At 72.5% G+C, this 21,757-nt stretch carries 18 protein-coding genes; 7 read left to right on the top strand and 11 right to left on the bottom strand.

What is annotated here, in order from left to right:
* Window positions 1–60: 60 nt before the first annotated feature.
* Window positions 61–831 carry a hypothetical protein gene (locus FEF34_RS11510; protein WP_138053095.1) on the top strand — a complete coding sequence of 257 codons (771 nt, stop codon included), beginning with the start codon at window positions 61–63 and terminating at the stop codon, window positions 829–831.
* Between the two features lie 91 nt (window positions 832–922).
* On the opposite strand, the gene FEF34_RS11505 is transcribed toward FEF34_RS11510, so the two are convergent.
* From FEF34_RS11505 to FEF34_RS11495, 3 genes are all read right to left on the bottom strand, one after another.
* A complete protein-coding gene (locus FEF34_RS11505) occupies window positions 923–2,782 on the bottom strand; it encodes a glycoside hydrolase family 18 chitinase (RefSeq protein ID WP_138053094.1) in 1,860 nt (619 codons plus the stop codon).
* Window positions 2,783–2,938: 156 nt separating this feature from the next.
* Window positions 2,939–3,586: a response regulator gene (locus FEF34_RS11500; RefSeq protein WP_138053093.1), complete on the bottom strand. Its 648-nt coding sequence runs from the start codon at window positions 3,584–3,586 to the stop codon at window positions 2,939–2,941.
* Window positions 3,583–4,794 (bottom strand): sensor histidine kinase, encoded by a 1,212-nt coding sequence (locus tag FEF34_RS11495; protein ID WP_138057414.1) that lies wholly within the window; start codon window positions 4,792–4,794, stop codon window positions 3,583–3,585. Before FEF34_RS11495 ends, FEF34_RS11500 begins: the two co-directional genes overlap by 4 nt.
* A 148-nt stretch (window positions 4,795–4,942) precedes the next feature.
* Here FEF34_RS11495 and FEF34_RS11490 point away from each other — a divergent pair, with 148 nt between their 5' ends.
* The gene (locus FEF34_RS11490) at window positions 4,943–5,539 is read left to right on the top strand and encodes a hypothetical protein (protein WP_138053092.1); all 597 of its coding nucleotides are present in this window, start codon (window positions 4,943–4,945) and stop codon (window positions 5,537–5,539) included.
* Between the two features lie 314 nt (window positions 5,540–5,853).
* Here the strand turns inward: FEF34_RS11490 and FEF34_RS11485 are convergent, their stop codons facing one another.
* Complete coding sequence (locus FEF34_RS11485; RefSeq protein WP_138053091.1) at window positions 5,854–6,426, bottom strand: cob(I)yrinic acid a,c-diamide adenosyltransferase; 573 nt, start codon at window positions 6,424–6,426, stop codon at window positions 5,854–5,856.
* 353 nt (window positions 6,427–6,779) lie between these two features.
* Between FEF34_RS11485 and FEF34_RS11480 the strand changes: the two genes are divergently transcribed.
* The 3 genes from FEF34_RS11480 (at window position 6,780) to FEF34_RS11470 (ending at window position 11,026) form a co-directional block, all read left to right on the top strand.
* On the top strand, window positions 6,780–7,628 hold the full coding sequence (locus FEF34_RS11480; protein ID WP_138053090.1) for a 3-hydroxyacyl-CoA dehydrogenase family protein: 849 nt from the start codon (window positions 6,780–6,782) through the stop codon (window positions 7,626–7,628).
* Between the two features lie 246 nt (window positions 7,629–7,874).
* Window positions 7,875–8,198, top strand: coding sequence for an STAS domain-containing protein (locus tag FEF34_RS11475; protein ID WP_138053089.1), 324 nt, complete (start codon window positions 7,875–7,877; stop codon window positions 8,196–8,198).
* A gap of 218 nt (window positions 8,199–8,416) precedes the next feature.
* The gene (locus FEF34_RS11470) at window positions 8,417–11,026 is read left to right on the top strand and encodes an ATP-binding protein (RefSeq protein WP_138053088.1); all 2,610 of its coding nucleotides are present in this window, start codon (window positions 8,417–8,419) and stop codon (window positions 11,024–11,026) included.
* 304 nt (window positions 11,027–11,330) lie between these two features.
* Here the strand turns inward: FEF34_RS11470 and nucS are convergent, their stop codons facing one another.
* Window positions 11,331–11,993, bottom strand: coding sequence for an endonuclease NucS (gene nucS, locus FEF34_RS11465; RefSeq protein ID WP_199800660.1), 663 nt, complete (start codon window positions 11,991–11,993; stop codon window positions 11,331–11,333).
* 284 nt (window positions 11,994–12,277) lie between these two features.
* Here nucS and FEF34_RS11460 point away from each other — a divergent pair, with 284 nt between their 5' ends.
* The gene (locus FEF34_RS11460) at window positions 12,278–12,670 is read left to right on the top strand and encodes an SCO5389 family protein (protein ID WP_138053086.1); all 393 of its coding nucleotides are present in this window, start codon (window positions 12,278–12,280) and stop codon (window positions 12,668–12,670) included.
* 128 nt (window positions 12,671–12,798) lie between these two features.
* Here the strand turns inward: FEF34_RS11460 and FEF34_RS11455 are convergent, their stop codons facing one another.
* A complete protein-coding gene (locus FEF34_RS11455; protein WP_138053085.1) occupies window positions 12,799–13,839 on the bottom strand; it encodes an LLM class flavin-dependent oxidoreductase in 1,041 nt (346 codons plus the stop codon).
* Window positions 13,840–14,052: 213 nt separating this feature from the next.
* Here FEF34_RS11455 and FEF34_RS11450 point away from each other — a divergent pair, with 213 nt between their 5' ends.
* Window positions 14,053–14,382, top strand: coding sequence for an ATP/GTP-binding protein (locus FEF34_RS11450; RefSeq protein ID WP_138053084.1), 330 nt, complete (start codon window positions 14,053–14,055; stop codon window positions 14,380–14,382).
* Between the two features lie 40 nt (window positions 14,383–14,422).
* On the opposite strand, the gene FEF34_RS11445 is transcribed toward FEF34_RS11450, so the two are convergent.
* The 5 genes from FEF34_RS11445 to scy form a co-directional block, all read right to left on the bottom strand.
* Window positions 14,423–15,253, bottom strand: a complete 831-nt coding sequence (locus tag FEF34_RS11445; RefSeq protein ID WP_138053083.1) for an ABC transporter permease subunit — start codon at window positions 15,251–15,253, stop codon at window positions 14,423–14,425.
* Complete coding sequence (locus FEF34_RS11440) at window positions 15,250–16,413, bottom strand: ABC transporter ATP-binding protein (protein ID WP_138053082.1); 1,164 nt, start codon at window positions 16,411–16,413, stop codon at window positions 15,250–15,252. Before FEF34_RS11440 ends, FEF34_RS11445 begins: the two co-directional genes overlap by 4 nt.
* Before the next feature lie 139 nt (window positions 16,414–16,552).
* Window positions 16,553–16,708 carry a hypothetical protein gene (locus FEF34_RS41190; RefSeq protein WP_171052914.1) on the bottom strand — a complete coding sequence of 52 codons (156 nt, stop codon included), beginning with the start codon at window positions 16,706–16,708 and terminating at the stop codon, window positions 16,553–16,555.
* Window positions 16,709–16,747: 39 nt separating this feature from the next.
* Window positions 16,748–17,686: a coiled-coil domain-containing protein gene (locus FEF34_RS11435; RefSeq protein WP_138053081.1), complete on the bottom strand. Its 939-nt coding sequence runs from the start codon at window positions 17,684–17,686 to the stop codon at window positions 16,748–16,750.
* A 115-nt stretch (window positions 17,687–17,801) separates the two neighbouring features.
* Entirely contained in the window at window positions 17,802–21,752 is a 3,951-nt protein-coding gene (scy, locus tag FEF34_RS11430; protein WP_138053080.1) for a polarized growth protein Scy, read from the bottom strand.
* Between the last annotated feature and the right edge of the window lie 5 nt (window positions 21,753–21,757).

Here is a 21,757-nt window from a genome sequence, read left to right as displayed (position 1 = left end):
CCGGACGATTGCGGTCCGGTTCGGGCCGTTTTCCGATCTCCGCACACATAGGCTCGCGCCATGAGCACAGCGGACGGGCGTGCCGAGGAGGGCGCCGACGAAGGCGGATCGGGCCGGGGAAGCGGCGGGACGGGAGGCCGGGCCGGGGACGAGCCGGTGGACGGGGGACGCGGACGGGACCGGATCGAGCTCGTTCTGACGGTCATCCTCGCGCTGGCCGCGGTCGGTACCGCATGGGCCGGGTTCCAGAGCGCCAAATGGAGTGGTGTGCAGGCGAACTCCTACGCGCAGGCGTCCGCGGCGCGCACCGAGTCGTCACGCCGTTCCAACGAGGCGGGCCAGCTCCTGACCATCGACGTCATCTCCTTCACCCAGTGGCTCACCGCGCTCAACGAGGAGATCGTCGCCGACCCGTCGAGGCGCCCCGAGGGCGTGTACACACCGGACCCGAACAGCGTCTCCGGTTTTCTCTTCACACGGTTCCGGAAGGAGTTCAAGCCGGCCGTGTCCGCCTGGCTCGTGAACCGTCCTCTGGCGAACCCCGAGGCGCCACCGACTCCCTTCGCCATGCCGGAGTACCGGCTCGCCGCCGACGAGGCGGCCGACCGCCTGCTCCGCCAGGCGGAACGCAAGTCGGCGACGGCGCGGCAGGCGAACCAGCGATCGGACAACTACGTCCTGACGGCCGTGCTGTTCGCCCTGGTCCTGTTCTTCGCCGCGGTGGCCGGGCGGGCCCGGGCGGGGCGCGCCCGGTGGGTGCTGCTCGGGCTCACCGTGGCGGCTCTGCTGGCGGCAGTGAGCCTTCTGCTGTCCTATCCGGTGACGGTGTAGGGCAACGGCGGGCGCGGGGTGAGCCGCCGACGCCCCGCGCCGTGCGGAAGCGGGGGTGGTGCCGGGCACCACCCCCGCTCGGGCGTTGCGGCTATCCCAGCGCGGCGCTGATCGCGCTCACCAGCTCGCCGTTCGCGGTGTCCCCGCTGAACTCCCAGAAGAACGCGCCTCCCAGGTTCTGGTTCTTCGCCCAGCTCATCTTGCCGCCGATGGTCGCCGGGGTGTCGTAGCTCCACCAGTTGGAGCCGCAGTGGGCGTACGCCGTCCCGGCGACGGTGCCGTTGGCGGGGCAGCTGTTCCTGAGGACCTTGTAGTCCTCGATGCCCTGCTCGTACGTGCCGGGTGCGGGTCCGGTGGCCGAACCGCCCGGCGCGGACTGGGTGACACCCGTCCAGCCCCGGCCGTAGAAGCCGATGCCCAGCAGCAGCTTGCCCGCCGGGACGCCCTGGGCTCTGAGTTTGGCGATCGCCTCCGCGGAGGTGAAGCCCTGCTGCGGTATGCCGGCGTACGGCGTGAGCGGCGAGTGCGGGGCGGTCGGGCCGTCCGCGTCGAAGGCGCCGAAGAAGTCGTACGTCATCGCGTTGTACCAGTCGGAGTACTGCGCGGCGCCCGCGTAGTCGGTTTTGTCGATCTTTCCGCCGGAGCTCGCGTCGGCCGTGATGGCGGCCGTGACCAGGTTGTTCGGGCCGAACTTGGCGCGCATGGCCTGCATCATGTTCTTGAAGGCGGCGGGGCCGCTGGTGTCGCAGGACAGGCCGCAGGCGTTCGGGTACTCCCAGTCGAGGTCGATGCCGTCGAAGACGTCGGCCCAGCGCGGGTCCTCGACCAGGTTGTAGCAGGAGTTGGCGAACGCCGTCGGGTTCTGGACGGCCTGGGGGAAGCCGCCCGACCAGGTCCAGCCGCCGAAGGACCACAGGATCTTGATGTGCGGGTAGCGCTGCTTGAGCTTGCGGAGCTGGTTGAAGTTGCCGCGCAGCGGCTGGTCCCAGGTGTCGGCGACGCCGTCCACCGACTGGTCGGCGGTGTAGGCCTTGTCGTGGTCGGCATAGGAGTCGCCGATGGTGCACTGGCCGTTCTGCACGTTGCCGAAGGCGTAGTTGATGTGGGTGATCTTGGCGGCGGTGCCGGAGGTCACCAGGTTCTTCACGTGGTAGTTGCGGCCGTAGACGCCCCAGTTGGTGAAGTAGCCGAGCTTGATCTTCGAGCCGGGGCCGGGGCCGGGGCCGGGGCCGGGGTCGCCGCCGGTGGTCCGCACGGCGCGGGCGCCGCTGACGGGTCCGGTCTGGTCGGCGGTGTCGCGGGCCCGCACCGTGTACGAGTAGTCGGTGCCCGCGGTGAGCCCGGTGTCGGTGTACGTGAGGCCGGTGACGGTCGCGACGCGCGTGCCGTCGCGGAGGACGTCGTAGTTCCTGACGCCCTTGTCGTCGGTGGCCGCGGTCCAGCTGAGCGCCACCGAGGTGGCGGTGACGCCGCCGGCGGACGGGGTCCCGGGTGCGGACGGCGGGTTGTCGCCGGGGACCGTGCCGCCGTCGCAGGAACCGCCGTTGATCCGGCAGTTGGCGGGTGAGCCGGCACCGGTGCCGTTGAAGCCGAAGGACACCGACGCACCGGGGGCGAGGGTGCCGTTCCAGCTCTTGTTCTTCGCGGTCCAGTGGGTGCCCGAGCCGGTGACGTCGGCGTCCCACGCGGAGGTCACGGAGGTTCCGGAGGGGAAGTCCCACTCGACGGTCCAGGTGCTGATCGAGGTGGTGCCGGTGTTCCTCACCGTCCACTTGCCCTCGAAGCCGCTGCCCCAGTCCTGGACCTTGGCGTACGCGGCGGTGACGGAGGTGGCTGCCTGGGCGGGTGTGGCGAGTCCGACCATGGCGGCGAGGGGGAGCAGCAGGGCGGTGAGTCCCGCCGTCGCTCTGGACCTGAACCTGCTTCTGGTGCGGGGGGTACTCGTGCTCAAGGGTGCTCCTCGAGTTCGCGGACGGACGGGGTCGGGGGTCGGTCCGTGCAGAGCACTCCGCGGGGCTCACCGCGGTGTGCGTGCGGCGAGCGTAGGAAGGTCTGGACCAATCGTCAAGAGGTCCAGACCAGCGACGAGGTGGGGTGTCCGGGGCTGTCAGACCCCCAACTCCTGGGCCAGGACGGCCGCTTGCACCCGGCTCCGCAGCTCCAACTTGCCCAGCAGTCTGCTGACATGGGTCTTCACCGTGGCCTCGGCCATCTGCAGCCGCACCGCGATCTCGGCGTTCGACAGCCCCTCGCCCAGACAGGACAGCACCTCGCGCTCACGCCGCGTCAGCACGTCGAGCACGGCGGTGTCCGGAGCGTCCGGCGACGGCACGGGCGTCGGCGAGGCGAACTCGGCGAGCAGCCGCCGGGTCACCGCCGGCGCGACCAGGCCCTCGCCGCGCGCGACCGTGCGCACCCCCTCGATCAGATCCTTCGCCTCGGTGTTCTTGAGCAGGAAGCCGGCGGCCCCCGCGCGCAGTGCGCCGAAGACGTACTCGTCGAGGTCGAACGTCGTCAGCACCAGGACGTCCGCGAGGCCCTCCGCGACGACCTGACGGGTCGCCGAGACCCCGTCCAGTCGCGGCATCTGCACATCCATCAGCACCAGATCGGGCCGGAGCCCCCGAGCCAGCCGTACCGCCTCCTCGCCGTCCCCGGCCTCGCCCACCACCTCGATGTCGGGGGCGCTGCCCAGAATCAGGACCAGACCGGCCCTGACGGACATCTGGTCCTCCGCGACCACTACCCGGATCATGCCGAGGGCTCCTTGTCGTCCACCATGGGCAGCACCGCCCGTACCCGCCAGATCTTCGCCGGGCCGCCGGCCGGGCCGGGCTCGGGACCCGCCTCGAACTCACCGCCCAGCAGTGCGATCCGCTCCCGCATCCCGACCAGCCCGGCACCCGATCCCGGCGCGCGCGGCCCCGGCCCGCTGCCGTACGGGCTGGTCACCGTCACCGTCAGCGCCCGGCCGGTGGTGCCGGTGAGCCGGACGGCGACCTCGCCGGCGTCCGCGTGCTTCAGCGCGTTCGTGAGCGACTCCTGCACGATCCGGTAGGCCGCGAGCGCCACCGGGACGGGAGGCGCCGTATCCGCGTCGATCGCGTCGTCCAGCATGAACTCCAGTCCGCTCGCGGCGCCGTTGGTGCGGGCCTGCGCCACGAGCGCGTCCAGGCCGGCCAGGGTGGGTGCGACGGCGGGCTCGGCGCCGTCGCCGCTGTCCCGCAGCAGCCCGATCAGCCGCCGCATCTCCGCCAGGCCCTCCACGCTGTTCGTCCGGATGACGGTGAGCGCCTGCCGCGTCGTCGCGGGCTCGTCCAGGGACAGCGCCGCGGTGGAGTGGATGGCGATCGCGGAGAGGTGGTTGGCGACCAGGTCGTGCAGTTCCCGGGCCATCCGGGTGCGCTCGGCGGTGATCGCCTCCCTCCGGTCCATCTCGGCGAGCAGTGCCGTCTGCTCCGCGCGCAGCCGTGCCGCCTCCGCGGCCTCGCGGTGGTCGCGCACGAGCGCGCCGGTCGCGGCCGGGCCGAACGTCACCAGCCCCACGACCACCCCGACGAGCAGCGCGGAGGGATGCCGGAACCAGGTGAGGAAGCCGATCGTCACCCCGACCGTGATCAGCCCGGTGGCGTAAGGGATGCGCCGGGCCGAGGCCGGCGGGCCGTACACGACGGCCGCGTACACGATGTCCGTGAACATCAGGACCGTCGCGAGGTTCCCCGGTGTGAACTGGTCCGCCACGATCGCGACCGTGCCGGCGAGGAGCGCCGTCCTCGGCATGGTCCGCCGCAGCAGTTCCAGACCCGACATGGCGAAGAGCGGTACGAGTGTGACCCACGGCCCGGACAGCGGACGGCCGCCCTCGGTGGTGTGCAGACCGAGCGACCACAGCAGCAGACCGCCGAGGAGGCCGGCGACGGAGATGAGGACGTCGTCGCGATGGGGGCGGGGGATGGTCACCACCCCATGAAACACGCCGGGGAGCCTCCCGGCCTCCCCGTCCGGGGTGAGCCCGGGTACATCGAAGGGTGCAGTCACGGTTCGTCACCGGCGACGACGCGTCCGGGTGCGCCGTCAGGGAGCCTGGTTCCGGTACGAAGGGGGAACCACCGTGATCGTCACGCTGATCGTCGTCTGCGAGGTCGGGTTCTGGGTGCTGCTGGCCGCCGGCCTCGCCGCGCGCTATCCGCTCAGGATGCCGAGGACCGGGCTGGCCATCCTGCTCATGGAGCCGCTGCTGGAGATCGTCCTGCTGGTGGTGACGGCCCTCGACCTCAGGAACGGGGCCGACCCGAGCTGGAGGCACGGTCTCGCCGCGCTCTACATCGGCTACACCGCGGGCCACGGCCACCGGACCGTCAAGTGGCTCGACGGCCATGCCGCGCACCGCCTCGGCGGCGGCCCGCCGCCGGTGAAGCCCCCTCGCCACGGCGCCGCCCGCGCCCGGCACGAGGGCCGGGTCTGGCTGGGCACGGTGGTCGGTGCGGTCGTCGCCACCGGTCTGCTGCGGGCCGCCGCCTGGTACGTCGGCGACGCCGCGAGGACGGGTTCGCTGGAGAGCTGGATGCGCACCTGCTGGCAGATCGTGGCCTTCCACGGACTCTTCGCGCTGAGCTACGCGCTCTTCCCGAAGAGGGCCGCGAAGAAGGCGCCGGTGGGCTCCCAGGACGAGGACGCGGGGCGCGAGCAGGCCCGCGCCGAGCCCTAGGCGTATTGCCCTGAGAGGTTTGGAAAGTGGCCTCGTCCGCCCCAGGGCGGGGGCCTCTGGTGCATGGAGTCCCCCTCGGCCCTCCGGCCGAGGGGGTGGGGTCTCCCCAGGCCCTCCGGTCGAGGGGGTGGGGTCTCCCCAGGCCCTCCGGGCCGAGGGGAGGATCGCAAGGCGAGGGAGGAGAGCGCAGCGGGCTGCGCCGACGACCGACGACGCCGCGAGGGTGCGTGCCAGAGGCCCCGCCCCGACGGGAATGCCGAAACACGCCCTGCGGCGCCCTGCCCGGGTACCGGCGCGCACGCGGCGCAGTGCGGCTAGCGCTCGCCGCCGGGCACCCAGAGAACGTCCCCGACCTCCTTGTTCGCCGTCCTGGCGAGGATGAAGAGCAGGTCGGACAGCCTGTTGAGATAGGTCGCCGTCAGCGGGTTCATCGTCTCGCCGTGCACCTCCACGGCCGCCCAGGTGGATCGCTCGGCCCGCCGTACCACCGTGCACGCCTGGTGCAGTAGCGCGGCGCCCGGGGTGCCGCCCGGCAGGATGAACGAGCGGAGCTTGTCCAGGTCGGCGAGGAAGCGGTCGCAGTCCGCCTCCAGCTTGTCGATGTACTGCTGTTCCACGCGCAGCGGCGGGTACTGCGGGTTCTCCGTGACGGGAGTGGAAAGGTCCGCCCCCACGTCGAAGAGGTCGTTCTGGACCCGCACGAGGACCTTCACGACCTCCTCCGGGAGCCCGCCGAGCGCGACGGCGGTACCGATGGCCGCGTTGGCCTCGTTGGCGTCCGCGTACGCGGAGATGCGCACATCGGTCTTGCTCGTGCGGCTCATGTCCCCGAGCGCCGTGGTGCCCTTGTCGCCGGTGCGCGTGTAGATGCGCGTCAGATTGACCATGCGGCCAGCCTAGGCCGTGTCCGCGACGCTGCGCCGCCCCTGCCCGGACGGCGGTCCTCGCGGTCCGTCGGGGCGTACCTCCCAGGGCGGCGAGCCCGTCCCCGTGCCGGTCCCGCCGGGGCGGCCCCGGCGACTCGTTGAGTGCGCGTCCGACGCGCCGCGTCTCCGGGGCCGGCCCGGCGGGACCGTGCGGGCACCGCCGGGGACGGCATTGGGAGCGGCCCCCTCCCGACTTCCGGTGTGATGTCCGTCATCTGAGACGTGACGCGTATCTCTTCGCCGCCACACGGCGGCCCGCGGCCGCTAACCTCCGCAGAGATCCGATATGTAAACGTGTGTTAAGGGGTGCAGCAGTGGCCAGGAAGCTCGCCGTCATCGGGGCCGGACTCATGGGGTCCGGTATCGCGCAGGTCTCCGCCCAGGCGGGCTGGGACGTCGTGCTGCGTGACGTCACCGACGCGGCCCTGACCCGCGGCACCGACGGCATCAAGGCGTCCTACGACAGGTTCGTGGCCAAGGGGAAGCTCGAAGCGGCCGACGCCGAGGCCGCGTTGGAGCGGATCACCACGACCACGGACCTCGACGCGGTCGCCGACGCGGACATCGTCGTCGAGGCGGTCTTCGAGAAGCTCGAGGTGAAGCACGAGATCTTCCGTGCGCTCGACAAGCTCGTACGGGACGAGGCGGTGCTGGCGTCCAACACCTCCGCCATCCCGATCACCAAGATCGCGGCCGTGACCGAGCGGCCGGAGCGCGTCGTCGGCGCCCACTTCTTCTCGCCCGTTCCCATGATGCAGCTGTGCGAACTCGTCCGCGGCTACAAGACCAGCGACGAAACGCTCGCCACCGCCCGCGAGTTCGCCGAGTCCGTGGGCAAGACCTGCATCGTCGTCAACCGCGACGTCGCGGGCTTCGTGACCACCCGTCTGATCTCGGCGCTCATCGTGGAGGCCGCCAAGCTGTACGAGTCGGGCGTGGCGACCGCCGAGGACATCGACATCGCCTGCAAGCTCGGCTTCGGCCACGCGATGGGACCGCTGGCCACCGCCGACCTGACCGGCGTCGACATCCTGCTCCACGCCACCGGCAACATCTACACCGAGTCGCAGGACGAGAAGTTCGCGCCGCCGGAGCTGATGCGCCGGATGGTGGACGCCGGTGACATCGGGCGCAAGAGCGGGCAGGGCTTCTACAAGCACTGAACTCCGACCCCGGGTGCGCGGGGGCCGTACGCCCCTGCGTACCGTCACTCCTCAGGGTGAATTCGGTATCGGTTCGCTTACAGACGGCAACTTCTCTGCCCGTGTGGCAGTCAGTTGGTGCAAAGAAATACGTAGTCGAACGCTCACGGTCGAACGCTCACGGTCGAACGCGACAATCGAACGCAGAGTCGGGAGACCGACGTACAAGTCAGACCTGACGGACAAACGCACTCTCGGGGAGCGCATATGCACATCAGGGGCGACCATGCCGAGCTGGTCGTCGGGGGCCGCCTCGACGTCCGGAGCGCGGCGGACGCCCGAACGGTCCTGCACTCGGCCGTCGACGACGGAGTGGGCGATCTCGTGCTCGACCTGAGCGATCTCGACTCCTGGGACGCCACCGGCCTCGGGGTCATCATGGGCGCGCACCGAAGGGCCGGCCGCTGCGGCCGACGCCTCGTCCTGCGCGGTGTGCCACCGCAGATGCAGCGGCTCCTCGTGGCCACCCGGCTGCACCGCATCCTGGCCATCGAGGGCGGAATCGCCGCAGAGTCCCTGCCCCGGGTCTGAGCGGACGACACCCGCCAGGGCGCACAATCATCACGAGACCGTGACGTCCTGGGGCGGGCGGCCCCCCGGCTGTTCCCCGACACCCGCAGAGCGTCTAGGCTCCGGTCGCCTGCCTCTTCACGAACCCACACGGCGGGCACCGGACCAGAAGCGGCAGCGGAGCGTGCAGACCGGCCGGGAGGGGCTTCCGCACGAGACGCCATCTGGGGGCTTTGACCATGGACCCGAGGAATCCGGGACCGGACGAGTACGACCGCGACAGCGATCGAGGCGCCGAGGAGGGCGGCACCCGGCAGCGGCCGCCGCGCGACGCGGTGCCACCGGAGTTCGCCCACGAGAAGGCCCCACCCGCACGCACGGTGCGCGTGGTCGCCGGCGACTTCGCACTCACCGTCAACCCGGTCGACGGCAGCGAGATCGAGCCTTGCCGCCCCGGTACGGAACCCGCCGTTCCCGTCCGGCACACCGTCGAGGAGCGCGACGAACTGCGGCGCACCGGCCGGCCCCCGGTCCCGCCCGGACCGGCCGCCCCCGCGCTGCCGCTGCTGGAGCGTCAGGAAGTGCGTGAGCGGCTCGTCCGGCTCCTGGGACACGGCCGTACGGTGCGGCTGACCGGCCCGGCCGGATCGGGCCGCACCGCCCTGCTCGACACCGTGGCCGCCGACTGCGCGGGCGTCGCCCCCGACGGCGTCGTCCGCCTCTCCGGATACCACCGCACGCCTGCCGAGCTTCTGTACGAACTCTTCACCGCCGTCCACAACGCGCCCCGGTACCGGCCCGACCGGGCGGAGCTCCTCGAACACGTCCGCGAGATCGGGGCCGTCGTCCTCGTGGACGACCTGGAGTTCGGCGGGAGCGCCCTGGATGAACTGCTGGACGCCACCCCGGAATGTGCCTTCCTGCTCGCCGCGACACCCGACGTCGCGGCGCCTTCGGCCGACTCCCGGGTCGAAGAGGTCTTCCTCCCCGGGCTCGAGCGCGGCACGGCGCTGGAGCTCCTCGAGCGGGCCGTGGACCGGCCGCTCACCGACGAAGAGGCCAACTGGGCCGGCGACCTCTGGTTCGAGTCGGAGGGGCTGCCCCTGCGTTTCGTCCAGGCCGGTGCCCTGCTGAGGCAGCGCGACGCCCTGAGCCACGTCCCGGAGGAGCGCGACGACGATGACGACGACGGGGACAACGTCTTCGGCGACGGCCTCGACGTCCCGCTGCCGACGCTCGGCGAAGGAGCCGCCCCCGCCGCGCTGCTGGCCTCCCGGCTCAGCGAGTCAGCCCGGGACACCCTCCGGTTCGCGGTCGCCCTCGGCGGCGAAGTCCCGCACCAGGCCCACCTCCCCGCCCTCGTCGGCGACACCCACGCGGACGCCGCGCTCGGCGAACTGACCAGCTGCGCCCTGCTCAGCCCCGTCGGCCCCCGCTACCGGCTGGCGGCCGGGGTCGCCGCTCAGCTCGAGGCCGTCGGCTACGGCGAGGGTGCCCTCGACCGCGCCCACGCGGCCGCCCAGCACTACGCCTGGTGGACGGGGCACCCCTCGGTGACGCCTGCGCGGGCGTCCTCCGAGGCAGACGCGATCCTCGCGGCCCTGGGCGCGCTGGTGCCCGTGCAGGAGACCGGGCACGCCGGCACCGCCGTGCTGCTGGCCCGCAGCGCCGCACCCGCGTTCGCGGCCGGACTGCACTGGCAGGCGTGGCAGCGCGCCCTGCGCACCGGTCAGGAGGCGGCCCGGACCGCGGGCGAGGTCGCCGAGGAGGCCTACTTCCTCCACGAGCTCGGCGTCCTGGCCCTCTGCTCGGGCAGCCTCGACCGGGCCCGTGCCGAACTCGAGGCGTCCATCGCCATGCGCGGAGCGCTGTCCGACAAGCGCGGCACGGTCGCCGGACGGAGGGCGCTGGCACTCGTGACCGACCGCGAGGGGGCCAGGCTCCCCGGCACGGGCACGTCCGAGGGCGAGGCTGCTCCGGCGGTCCGCCCCGAGGGGCCGGTGTCTCCGGCCAAGGGCCTCGCGGCCGTGTCCGCACCGGTCGAGACGCTGGTGACCCGCCGTGAAACCCCTGCCTCGCCGGCCGGCCTGGTCGCCGACGCCCGCCGGCTGGTCGTCTCCGGCCCCCGGCGCCATCTCGTCGCGGCAGGAGCGGGCGTCCTGCTGGCCGTGGTCCTCGGGACGGTGGTGACGCTCGGGGCGACCTCTGACGAGGAGACTCCTGCGAACCGGGTGACCAGCGAGCAGTCGGCGAACGAGGATGAGGGGAGCGACGGCCTCAACGCCGATGAGCCCTCCGACAACTCCACGAGCCGACCCGTGGACGGCACCACCGGCGGTACGTCGGGTGGCGCTCCGGCGGCCCCGGGCACCGCCCGGCCCGGTGAGAGCGGCTCGGCGGGCGATCCGTCCGCGCCGGGCGGCGGTTCCGCTACGGGTGGTTCGGGCACGACCGGCTCGGCGACCGGTGGCTCGTCCTCGTCGACGACGGGCGGCACGACCGGTGGCTCGTCGTCGACGGGGGGTTCCCCGTCGACGGGCGCCACGTCGTCGGGCTCGACGGGTTCGCCGACGGACGGCGGTACGTCCAGCGGCCCGAGCGGCGGTACGACGGACGGTGGTTCCACTGACGGTGGTACGACCGACGGTGGTACGACCGACGGTGGTACGACGGACGGTGGTACGACGGACGGTGGTACGACCGACGGTGGTACGACGGACGGCGGTTCCACCGACGGCGGTACGACGGACGGTGCTACGACGGACGGTGCTACGACGTACGGCGGTACGGGTACCACGACGAGCAGCCCCAGCAGCAGCCAGGCGGGTCCCAGCAGTTCGTCGACCTGACCGGGGCGGTGCGTCAGGGCCCGGACCCGGGTACGCCCCGCCCGGCGCGGTTCGGACCGGACCGGACCGGACCGGTTCAGTTCAGTTCGGTCCGGCGGCCGCGCGGAAGGGCGTCGGAAGCCGGGAGCGGCGGTACGCGGCCTTCGCCGCGGCAAGGCCGCCGGAACCGACGCGCTCCGCACCCGCGGTGCTAACGGCCGCGCGTACGCCGCCACATCGACGCGTACACCCACGCCGCGCGCCCCCGCACATGAGTCGCGGGCGGCCCGCGCAACCGCCGGCCGCCCGCTGACACGCGCCTCCGTCAGAACAGCCGCAGCTTGTCGTCCTCGATGCCGCGCAGGGCGTCGTAGTCCAGCACCACACAACCGATGCCGCGGTCCGTCGCCAGCACACGCGCCTGGGGCTTGATCTCCTGTGCGGCGAACACACCGCGTACCGGGGCGAGATGGGGGTCGCGGTTCAGGAGATCCAGGTAGCGGGTGAGCTGCTCGACGCCGTCGATCTCGCCGCGGCGCTTGATCTCCACCGCCACCGTCGCGCCGTCGGAGTCGCGGCAGAGGATGTCCACGGGACCGATCGCCGTCGGGTACTCGCGGCGGATCAGGCTGTAGCCCTCGCCCAGTGTCTCGATACGGTCTGCCAGCAGCTCCTGGAGGTGTGCCTCCACGCCGTCCTTGATGAGGCCCGGGTCCACACCCAGCTCGTGGGACGAGTCGTGGAGGACCTCCTCCATCGTGATGATCAGTTTCTCGCCCGTTTTGTTGGTGACCGTCCAGACGTCGTCGTCCCCCTCCTTGAGGCTGCAGGGCGGGGACATCCAGTTCAGCGGTTTGTACGCCCGGTCGTCGGCGTGGATGGAGACGCTGCCGTCCGCCTTGACCAGGATCAGACGGGGAGCGGAGGGCAGGTGTGCGGTGAGCCGGCCGGCGTAGTCCACGGAACAGCGGGCGATGACGAGACGCATGGTGCGCAACGCTACTCGACCGACCTCCTTGTGCGCGATTCCTCCACCTGTCGCCCACCCTGCCCCTGTCCGAGTCCCTACGGGTCGCCCTTCTTGTGCCCTTACGTGGGTGGCCGGTTGTGTTCCCATTCTCCTGGTGCGGACCAGACAGCGCGCATAACGTGGAAGCAGGAGGTCGCCGGTCGTGCACTCTGCGTCGTCTTCAGCGCCGCAGCCGGGCAGGAACGGTCGCCTCCTTCCCTGCCCGTAAGACCTCGTTCAGCGGGGTCGCGAGAGGAGAACCCATGTCGCTCGACGTCTCACCGGCGCTGTTGGAACAGGCCGAGCGAGGCGAGGTCGACGAAGCTGCATTCGTCGACTGCGTCCGGACCTCCCTGCCCTTCGCATGGGAGATGATCAGTTCTCTGGTGGCTCAGCTGAAGGTGGACGGCGGAGGGTTCGCCGACAACCAGACGCCGCCGCCGGACGAGCAGGCACGTGGTCAGCTGTTGCGCGCGCTCGCGAGTGACGCCATCCGGGGTGCGCTGCAGCGGCACTTCGGAGTACGGCTCGCTTTCCAGAACTGCCACCGCGTCGCGGTGTTCCCGCTGGACTCCTCGGTGGACGAGCGGCTCGCCCGCTTCACTTCCGTACGGGCCCAGCTGCTCAACCAGTCGCCCGAACTGCGCGACTGCTGATGTCTTCCGCTGCCGCTCCGCACCGCGCGAGGCGTCGTGGATGCCGGGGCGGCAGCCTCCGCCGGACGACGGGCCGGAGGAGGCGTGCGGGCCGTACGGTCGTGCGGCCCGCACGCGCGTCGGCCCGCTCAGCGGAGCAGCGGAAGCACCTCGGCGCCGAGCCGCCGCACGTTCTCCTCCGTCGCCGCGAGATCGCCCGAGCCCTCGGAGAGGAGCGCGAACCGGGTGATGCCGGTGCGCTCGGAGGTCGCCGCGAGCCGGTCCGCCGCCAGCGCCGGTGGGCCCACCGGGTGCAGCCGGCACAGCAACTCCGTGTAGGCGACCGGGTCACGCATCGCGCGCCGGCGTCCGTCGACCGTCACATGCGCGTCGAGGCCCTGCTTGAGCCAGCCCGGCATCGCCTTGACGAGGGTCTCCTCCGCGGCCGTACGGTCGTCCGCGATCTGCGCCACACCGGCCGACACATGGCCGGCCGCGGCCACCGCCTCCGGGGCGTGGCCGGCCGCGAGGGCGTGGCTCCGCCAGAGGGCGACCATGTCCGCCTTCTCCTCGTCGCCGCAGTGCATCCCGAGCAGCATCGGCAGCCCGCGCTCGCCCGCCAGCCGGACCGACGCGGGGGAGGTGCAGGCCACGATCACCTCGGGGCCCGCGAGGCCGTCGCCGTCCTCGCCGATCAGGTCGTCGGGGCGTGGTACGACGGGGACCTCGCGGAAAGCGAATCGTTCCCCCTCGCTGCCCACGCGGGCCTCCCGCAGCCAGCGCAGCAGCAGGTCCAGTGACTCGGGGAAGTCCTTCTCGTACGCCGCGAGGCCGGTTCCGAAGACCTCCAGATCGACCCAGGGGCCGCCGCGGCCCACACCCAGGGAGAACCGGCCTCCCGAGGTGAGGTGCAGCAGCGCCGCCTGCTCGCCCAGCGCCACGGGATGGGTGGTCGGCAGGACACTCACCGCCGTGCCCACCCGGATCCGTTCCGTGCGGCCGAGTAGCAGCGCGGCCATGGTCACCGCCGACGGGCACACCCCGTACGGCACGAAGTGGTGTTCGGCCAGCCAGACCGAGTCCAGTCCGGCCGCCTCCGCCGCCTCGGCGGACCGCACGGCCCGGTGCAGCGCCTCTCCATGCCCCTGGCCCGGGAACTGGGCGGCCAGTACAAAAGCTCCAACGCGCATCGCCTGATGCCTCCTTGCGGCCGACGCGGCATTCCCCCCACACAGGCAACAACGTCTGACACGTGCCAAAGGCACGGCCGCGACAGAAGTTGTTGCGATTTTCCGGTAACTGGCCCCTGTGGGTGGTGTGCTCGGTGCCGTAGCGGACGCCTGCCCACCGCCCGGGACCGTAGGCTTGGGAGTGAACTGTCCGCTCTGCCCCCGAGGTGTCACGTGTCCCCGCGCAGAAACCGCCCTCGCGGCGGTGAGAAGCCGACCGACCGCGCCGGTGACATGAGCGACCGCTACGGCGGTGTGGAGCGGTCCGAGAGCTGGCAGGGCGACGACTGGCGGGTCCGGCACGTCGCCGGGGCGAGCGCCGCGGGCAAGCGCTACCGCTGCCCGGGCTGCGACCAGGAGATCCCGTCCGGCACCCCGCACGTGGTGGCCTGGCCCGAGTACGGCGGCGTGGACGACCGGCGGCACTGGCACAAGGCGTGCTGGAACGCGAAGGACCGCCGCACCTCCCGGGTGCAGCGGTCCCGCAACGCGCCTCGGCACTGAACGGCCCGGACCGGCCGCCGACGGGCCGGCTGCCGGGCGGTCAGACGTCGCGCCGGTCGAGGGCGAGGTAGGCGCCGGCCATGGTCACGCCGGCCATGCACAGCATGATCCACAGCGGCTCCCAGCCGTGCGGGCCCTGGGTCGTCACCGGCGCGTCGTAGAGCACGCCCAGCTGGCTCGGGATGGAGTACTCGAGCAGGAAGTCCTGTACGTTCCGCAGTGATTCCGCGTACATGAACAGGGCCAGCACCAGCGGCAGCAGGACCACGCCGATCATGATGGTGATCGCACCCGCGGAGTGCCGGATCAGCGCTCCGACGGCAAGTGAGAGCAGTCCGAGCAGGGCGAGGAACAGCCCGACGCCGACCGTCGCCCGGAACCAGTCCTCGCCGGTGCTGACGCCCGCGTCCACGATCGCCGTCTGCAGGGCTCCGACGATCGCGGCGGTCACGGTCGTGATCACGAAGACCAGCAGGAAGAAGACGATCGCCTTCGCCGTCAGCACCCGGGCGCGGCTGGGGCACGCGGTCAGGGTGGTGCGGATCATTCCGGTCCCGTACTCGGAGGCGATGGTCAGCACACCCAGCGTGATCACGCAGATCGAGCCGAGCAGAACGCCGAAGAAGCCGAGGCTGAGGACGGACTCCTCGCCCAGCTCGGGCTCCGCCGAGGACACGGCGATCGCCGACAGCAGACCGATGCCGACCATCAGCACGATCATCACGCCGAGCGTCCACATCGTGGAGCGGACCGAACGGATCTTGGTCCACTCGGAGGCGAGCGCGTCGCCGAGGTGCGCCGCCCGCACGGGGATGGGGGAGTGGTAGGCGCCCTGAGGGTACGCGCCCTGCTGCTGGTACGGGGTCGTCATCGGGCGTCCTCGGTGTTGCTCTTGGTCGGGGCTGCGGGGGCGGCGGCAGGAGCCGGGGCGGACGCGGCCGGGGCCGGCGGCACGGCCGCAGTCGCGGTGGGAGGTGCGGCCGGAGGGGCCGCGTACGGGTTCTGCCCGGGGGGCGGCGGGGCGTACCAGCCCTGCTGCGGCACCTCCGGGACCATCAGCGCCGACGGGTCGTATCCCACCGGCGGCGGTTGCATCAGACCGGCCTTGCGGTCGTCCGTGGAGCGGTAGTCCACGGCGGCCTGCGTCATCCGCATGTACGCCTCTTCAAGGGACGCCTGGTGCGGCGAGAGCTCCCACAGCCGGACGTCGGCGTCGTGCGCCAGGTCGCTGATCGCGGGGAGCGTGAGGCCCGTCACCCGCAAGGCCCCGTCCGGCTCCGGCATGACCTGGCCGCCGGCCTCGGTGAGGACTCCGGTCAGCTTCTCCCGCTGCTGCGGCTCGGTCTGCGGCGTCCGCACCCGTGCGAAGCCCGCCGAGTTGTGCGCGATGAAGTCCTTCACGCTCATGTCCGCGAGCAGCTGGCCCCGCCCGATGACGATCAGATGATCGGCGGTGAGGGCCATTTCGCTCATCAGGTGCGAGGAGACGAAGACGGTACGGCCCTCGGAGGCCAGCTGCTTCATCAGATTGCGCACCCAGAGGATGCCTTCCGGGTCGAGACCGTTCACCGGCTCGTCGAAGAGCAGTACCTGCGGGTCGCCGAGCAGGGCCGCGGCGATGCCGAGCCGCTGCCCCATGCCGAGGGAGAAGCCCTTGGAGCGCCGTTTGGCGACGTCCTGGAGGCCCACGACCCCGAGCACCTCGTCGACCCTGCGGGCCGGGATGCCGGACAGCTGGGCGAGGGACAGCAGATGGCTGCGCGCGCTCCGCCCGCCGTGGACCGCCTTGGCGTCGAGGAGCGCACCGACCTGACGCGGCGCGTTGGGCAGCCTCCGGAACGGGTGGCCACCGATCGTGACATGGCCGGACGTCGGCTGGTCGAGGCCGAGGATCATGCGCATCGTCGTCGACTTGCCCGAGCCGTTCGGCCCGAGGAAGCCGGTGACGGCACCGGGCCGCACCTGGAAGGAAAGGTTGTACACGGCCGTCTTGGCGCCGTAGCGCTTGGTCAGGCCGACTGCCTCGATCATTACTCCAGCCCCATCGACAGGTCAGGTCGTCGGGGCACGGTCGCACACGGCCGCAGCCCCCCGTAAGAGTTAGAGGATATCCGGGGCCTGACGGTTCCGGCCATGGTGAACGACCTGCCCGGTGCGGGCGCCGGTCAGGTCAGGCGTCCCGCTCCTTGAGCACCGGGAAGCCGCCGAGCAGCGCGGCCGCCACCCGGTTCTCGCCGTCCGGCCGGTGACGGCCGGCAGCGGCCCGGCCCGCGCAGCGCCGTGCGGGCCCCGGGAAGACGCGTGCGCCCGGTGCCTTCGAAGGCACCGGGCGCACGTGGAGCGTACTGCCGTACGGGCTGCGCCGTCAGCGGGTCTGCTGCGCCGGGACGCCGCGGGACACCGGCTCGTCGTCCGCCGGGGCACCCGTCGCGGCGACCGCCGCGCCGGTCAGCGTGGCCAGCATCTCGCGGACGTTGGTCAGCTGGGCGTTGATGGAGTCGCGACGGTTCGTCAGCGCCGCCAGCTCGCGCTCCGATTCGCTGCGGATACGGTCCGCCTTCGCGTTCGCGTCGGCCACGATGTCCTCGGCCTGGCGCTGCGCGGTCTCGACGGTCTGCCGGGCACGGCGCTCCGCGTCCGTGCGCAGCTTCTCGGCCTCCAGGCGCAGCTGCTCGGCGCGGTGCTCGATCTCCGCGAGGCGCTTCTCCGCCTTCGCCTGACGCGACGCCAGGTCGCGCTCGGACTGCTCGCGGCGCTTCGCGAGGTTCGTCTCGAAGTCCGCGGCGGCCTGGGCGGCCTTGGCGCGGGTCTCCTCGAAGAGCGCGTCCGCCTCCTCGCGCTTGGACTGCGCGTCCTTCTGCGCGTCGGCACGGAGCGAGTTCGCCTCGCTCTGCGCCTTCTCGACGATCCTGACGCCCTCGTCCTCGGCCTTCTGCTTGCGATCCGCCGCGAACGCCTCGGCGTCGTTGCGCACCTGCTGGGCGGCGCCCTCGGCGAGCTCGCGGTGCTGTTCCGCCGCGCGCCGGGCCTCCTCACGCAGGTCCTTCGCCTCCTCCTCGGCGAGGCGGAGGATCTTCTCGACACGCGCACCGAGTCCCGCGTAGGACGGCTCCGCGTCGTTGACCTGGGCCTGGGCATTCTGCGTCTCGAGATGCAGCTCCTCGATGCGCTTTTCCAGTGAGGTGATACGTGTGAGAGCACTGTCACGATCGGCGACGAGTTTGGTAATGCGGTCGTCCACCTGACCGCGGTCGTACCCACGCCGCACGAGCTCGAAGCCGAAGGGGGAGGAAGTGTCGCTCATGGGGTTCCTGTCGAATGAGACCGGCTGAGGTGTTAGGGGGAATCCTAGGCGCCCGAGCGGCGTGTCATCGAGCTGATGCCCGTTTGATATGGAGAATGTCCAGCCTTTCGGGTGGCTAGCTCTCGGAGGACTTGCCACTCGAACGTGTAACCCCGGCTGACGCCCCCGCCTTGACCCCGCCGTCCTTGCCGGCCGGAGCCTCGAACGACTCCAGCGCCTCCAGCACGTCCTGCACCCGGGAGATCTCCGCCTGGATGTCCTCACGCCGGCGCACGAGCACGTCCAGCTCCCGCTGGCCCTCCTCGATCATGCGCTCGGCCTCGCGCTCCGCGTCCGCCTTGACCTTCTCGGCCTCCCGGACCAGCCCGGCCTTCTTCTGCTCGGCCTCCTTGAGCAGCGCCTCCGCCTTCCTCACGGCGGCGATGCGCACCTTGCCGGCCTCCGAATTGGCCTCCGACACCAGTTCCTTGGCCTTCGCCCCGGCCTCGGCCTGCTGCTCCTCCGCGGCCTTCACCAACTGGTCGCAGCGCTCGCCCGCGGCCTTCATCTGCTCGGCGGACTCCCGGCGGGCCCGCTCGTGCAGCTCCTCGACCTCGTTCTCGACGCGCCTGCGCAGCTCCTCCGCGCGCTCCCGGATGGCGGTCGCGTCGCCGCGCGCCCCCACCAGCAGCTCGTCGGCGTCCGTACGGGCCTTCTCGACCAGGGAGTTGCCCTCGACGGTGGCCTCCGCGACCAGCCGGTCGGCCTCCTTGCGGGCCGCGCCGACCATGGTGTCCGCCTGCGACTCCGCATCGGTCGTGGCGCGCAGCGCCTCCTCCTGCGTCTTGGCCATCAACTGGTCGACCTGCTCCGCCGCGTCCGCGCGGCGCTTGGCCGCGTCCTTCCTGGCGGTGTCGAGTGTGCGGTCGGCCTCCTCGCGGGCCTCCGAGCGCATCTGCTCGGCGGCGCGCTCGGCCTCCTCGCGGAGCCGCTCCGCCTCGGCCCTGACGCGGTCCGCCCGCTGCTGGGCGGTGCCCACGGTGTCGGCCGCCTCGGCGCGCAGCCGTTCCGCCTCGGAGCCCGCCTCGGCGATGAGCTGGTCGGCCTGCTCGGCAGCGTCGGCACGGCGCTTGTCCGCGGACTTCCTGGCCTCGTCCAGGAGCTGTTCGCCGTCCGCCCGGGCGGACGCGCGCAGCTCCTCGGCCTGGCGCGCGCCTTCCTCCTTGACCTGCTCGGCCTCGGCCCGCAGCCGTGCCGCGTCCTGCTCGGCGAGCGACAGCAGCTCGGACGCCTCGGTCGTGACGCGGTCGGACTCGCTCGTGGCCTCGGCCACGAGCCGGTCGGCCTGGGCCGCGGCCTCGGAACGCATCCGGTTGGCGTCCTCACGGGCCTCGGCCCGGGCCCGTGTCGCGTCCTGCTCGGCGGAGGCCAGCGCGTCGGCCGCCTCGGTGCGCATCCGCTGGGCGTACTCCGAGGTCTCGGCGCGCACCCGGTCCGACTCGGTGATCGCCTCGTTCATGGTCCGCTCGGCGAGCGACTTGGCGGCTTCCGCCTCCTCGTCGGCGCGCGCCCGGACGCGGTTGGCGTCCTCGGTGGCGCGCTCCCGCTCGGCGTAGGCGTCGGCGCGGACGCGGTCCGCCTCCTCCTGCGCCTCCGTCCTCGTGCGCTCCGCCGCGTGCTCGGCGGCGCTGCGCAGCCCGGAGATCTCCTGTTCGGCCTGCTCCTGCAGACCGGACACGGAGTCCCGCACCTGCTGGGCGGTCTGCTCGGCGGCCGACACCATCTCGGTGGCGCGCCGGTCCGCCTCCTCCACCAGCCGCTGGGCCTCGGTCTGGGCGTCCTCGACCCGCTTGCGGGCGGCGGCGAGCAGCTCCTCGCTCTGCTCGCGGGCCAGTTCCCGCTCCTGGTCGGCCTCGCCACGGGCCGCGCCGAGGATCTCCTCCGCCTCGCGGCGGCGCCGGTTGGCCTCCTCCTGGGCGGCGGCGAGCGCCTCGGACGCCTCCTGACCGACCCGTTCGGCGGCCGCTGCGGCCTCGCCACGAACCCGGTCGGCGGTCTCCTGCGCATCGGACTTCAGCCGCTCGGCCTCCGTGGCGGCCTCCGTGCGCAGCCGCACGGCGACGGCCTCGCCCTCGGCCCGGGAAGCCGACGCGTCGGACGCGGCCTCGGTGCGCAGCCGCTCGGCCTCCCGCTCGGCCTGCTCCAGGAGCGTACGGCTGCGCTCGGCCGTCTCCGTGCGCAGCCGCTCGGCCTCCGCCTCGGCCTCGCGGCGGATCCGCTCGGCCTCCGCGCGCGCCTCGGTCAGCGCCTCCTCGGCCGACGCGAGACGGGCCTCCGCCTCCGAGTGCAGCCGGGTCAGCTCGTCCGCGGCCTCGGCCTGGCGGGCGGCGACGCCGCGCTCGGCCTCCTCGCGCAGTTCGGCGGCGGCGCGCTCGGCCGCCGCCTTCGTCTCCTCGGCCTGCTCCTCGGCCTCGGTGCGCAGCCGGTCCGCCTCGGTACGGGTGCGCTCCAGCGTCTCCTCGGCCTGGCGGCGCAGGGTCGTGGCCCGCTCGATGGCCTCGGTGCGGACGCGCTCGCTGTCCGTGGTGGCCTTGGACCGCACGTCGTCGGCGTCGGCCTTCGCCTTCGTCAGCAGGTCCTCGGCGGTCTTCGCCGCCTCCTCGATCTGCTGGACGGCCTCGCGGCGCGCCTCGCCGCGGATCCGCTCGCCCTCGGCGACGGCCTCGGAACGCAGCTGCTCGGCCTCACCGCGCAGCCGCCGGGCCTCCTCCTGCAGTTCGACCGTCTTGGCGCGGTACTCCTTGGTGTCGTCCTTCGCCGCGCCCTTGAGCTCCTCGGCCGTGCCATGGGCCTCGGCGCGCAGCCGGTCCGCCTCCGCCTCGGCCTCGCGGCGGATCCGCTCGGCCTCCTCGACGGCCTTGCGGGTGGTGTCCTTGGCGTCCTCGGACGCCTTGTCCAGGACCTCCTCGGCGGTTCGCGCCGCCTTCGCGAGCTGGGCGGCGGAGTCCTCGGCGGCGACCGTACGGGCCTTGTCCGACGCCTCCGCGACCAGCTTCTCCGCCTCGGCCTTGGCGTCCGCCAGCGCCTGCTCGGCCTCGCTCCTGAGGTTCTCGGCCTCCTTGGTGGCCTCGCCGACGAGCCGGGCGATCTCGGCCTTGGCGGTCCTGGCCCGCTGCTCGTTCGCCGACTCGGCGCTCCCGAGCAGTTTGGCCGCGGTCTCCTTGGCCTCGGCGACGGCCTTCTCGGCCTCCGTACGCGCCTCGCGGAGCCGGTCCTCGGCCTCCTGCATCCGCTGCTCGGCGCCCCGGCTGAGCTCCGCGGCCTGCTGGCGGGCCTGGTCGGACTCGGCGGTCGTCGCCGAGCGCAGCTGCTCGGCGTGGCTGGTGGCCTCCTGGGCCTGGCTGGAGGCGGCGTTCAGCAGCCGCTCGGCGTCCCTGCGGGCGCGCAGGAGGACGGCCTCCGCCTCGGCGCGGGCGGACTCCGCCTCGGAGCTGAGCCGCTGCCGGGCCTCCTCGGCGACCCGGGCGGCCTCGGCGCGGGCGGCGGCGAGGCCCTGCTCGGCCTCGGCGCGCGACTCGTCCAGGAGCCGGCGCGCCTGGGACTCGCTGCGGGCGCGGAGCTGTTCGGCCCAGGCCACGTTCTCGTTGACGTGCGCCTCGACGGTCTGCCGGCGCTCCGCCAGCTCCTGGTCGAGGCGCTGGCGGCGCTGGTTCGCCTCCGTGTGCAACTCGGCCTGCAGACGGGCCTGGTGCTCGGCGTGCTCCTGGAGGATGCGCTGCGTCTGGGCCCGGACCTCGCGCAGCTCCCGCTCGGCGTCCGAACGCAGCTGGTCGGCCTGGATCTGGGCGTTCCGGAGCAGCTGTTCGGCCTGGTAGCCGATGTCGGCGCTGTCGTACGCGGGACGGGACGCGATGGTGCGACGCGCCTCGTGGAGCTTGGCGCGCAACACCTCGACCTGGTATCCGAGGTCCTCGGCGTGCTGGACGGCCTTCTCCCGCTCGGTCTTCAGCCGGTCCATCTCGGCTTCGAACCGCGAGAGGTGGTCGTCGTCAGCTCGGTGGCTCTCCTGGCGTTCGTAGCCCCGCACTGCGC

Source organism: Streptomyces marianii, from assembly GCF_005795905.1.
In the GTDB taxonomy this organism is placed as follows: domain Bacteria; phylum Actinomycetota; class Actinomycetes; order Streptomycetales; family Streptomycetaceae; genus Streptomyces; species Streptomyces marianii.
This window is presented reverse-complemented; position numbering and strand designations above follow the sequence as displayed.

Bases quoted from the DNA above. Each gene is read 5' to 3' on its own strand.
- FEF34_RS11510 (WP_138053095.1), top strand. From the start codon at position 61: ATGAGCACAGCGGACGGGCGTGCCGAGGAGGGCGCCGACGAAGGCGGA.
- FEF34_RS11500 (WP_138053093.1), bottom strand. From the start codon at position 3,586: ATGATCCGGGTAGTGGTCGCGGAGGACCAGATGTCCGTCAGGGCCGGT.
- FEF34_RS11485 (WP_138053091.1), bottom strand. From the start codon at position 6,426: ATGGTCAATCTGACGCGCATCTACACGCGCACCGGCGACAAGGGCACC.
- FEF34_RS11475 (WP_138053089.1), top strand. From the start codon at position 7,875: ATGCACATCAGGGGCGACCATGCCGAGCTGGTCGTCGGGGGCCGCCTC.
- FEF34_RS11470 (WP_138053088.1), top strand. From the start codon at position 8,417: ATGGACCCGAGGAATCCGGGACCGGACGAGTACGACCGCGACAGCGAT.
- nucS (WP_199800660.1), bottom strand. From the start codon at position 11,993: ATGCGTCTCGTCATCGCCCGCTGTTCCGTGGACTACGCCGGCCGGCTC.
- FEF34_RS11460 (WP_138053086.1), top strand. From the start codon at position 12,278: ATGTCGCTCGACGTCTCACCGGCGCTGTTGGAACAGGCCGAGCGAGGC.
- FEF34_RS11455 (WP_138053085.1), bottom strand. From the start codon at position 13,839: ATGCGCGTTGGAGCTTTTGTACTGGCCGCCCAGTTCCCGGGCCAGGGG.
- FEF34_RS11445 (WP_138053083.1), bottom strand. From the start codon at position 15,253: ATGACGACCCCGTACCAGCAGCAGGGCGCGTACCCTCAGGGCGCCTAC.
- FEF34_RS11440 (WP_138053082.1), bottom strand. From the start codon at position 16,413: ATGATCGAGGCAGTCGGCCTGACCAAGCGCTACGGCGCCAAGACGGCC.
- FEF34_RS11435 (WP_138053081.1), bottom strand. From the start codon at position 17,686: ATGAGCGACACTTCCTCCCCCTTCGGCTTCGAGCTCGTGCGGCGTGGG.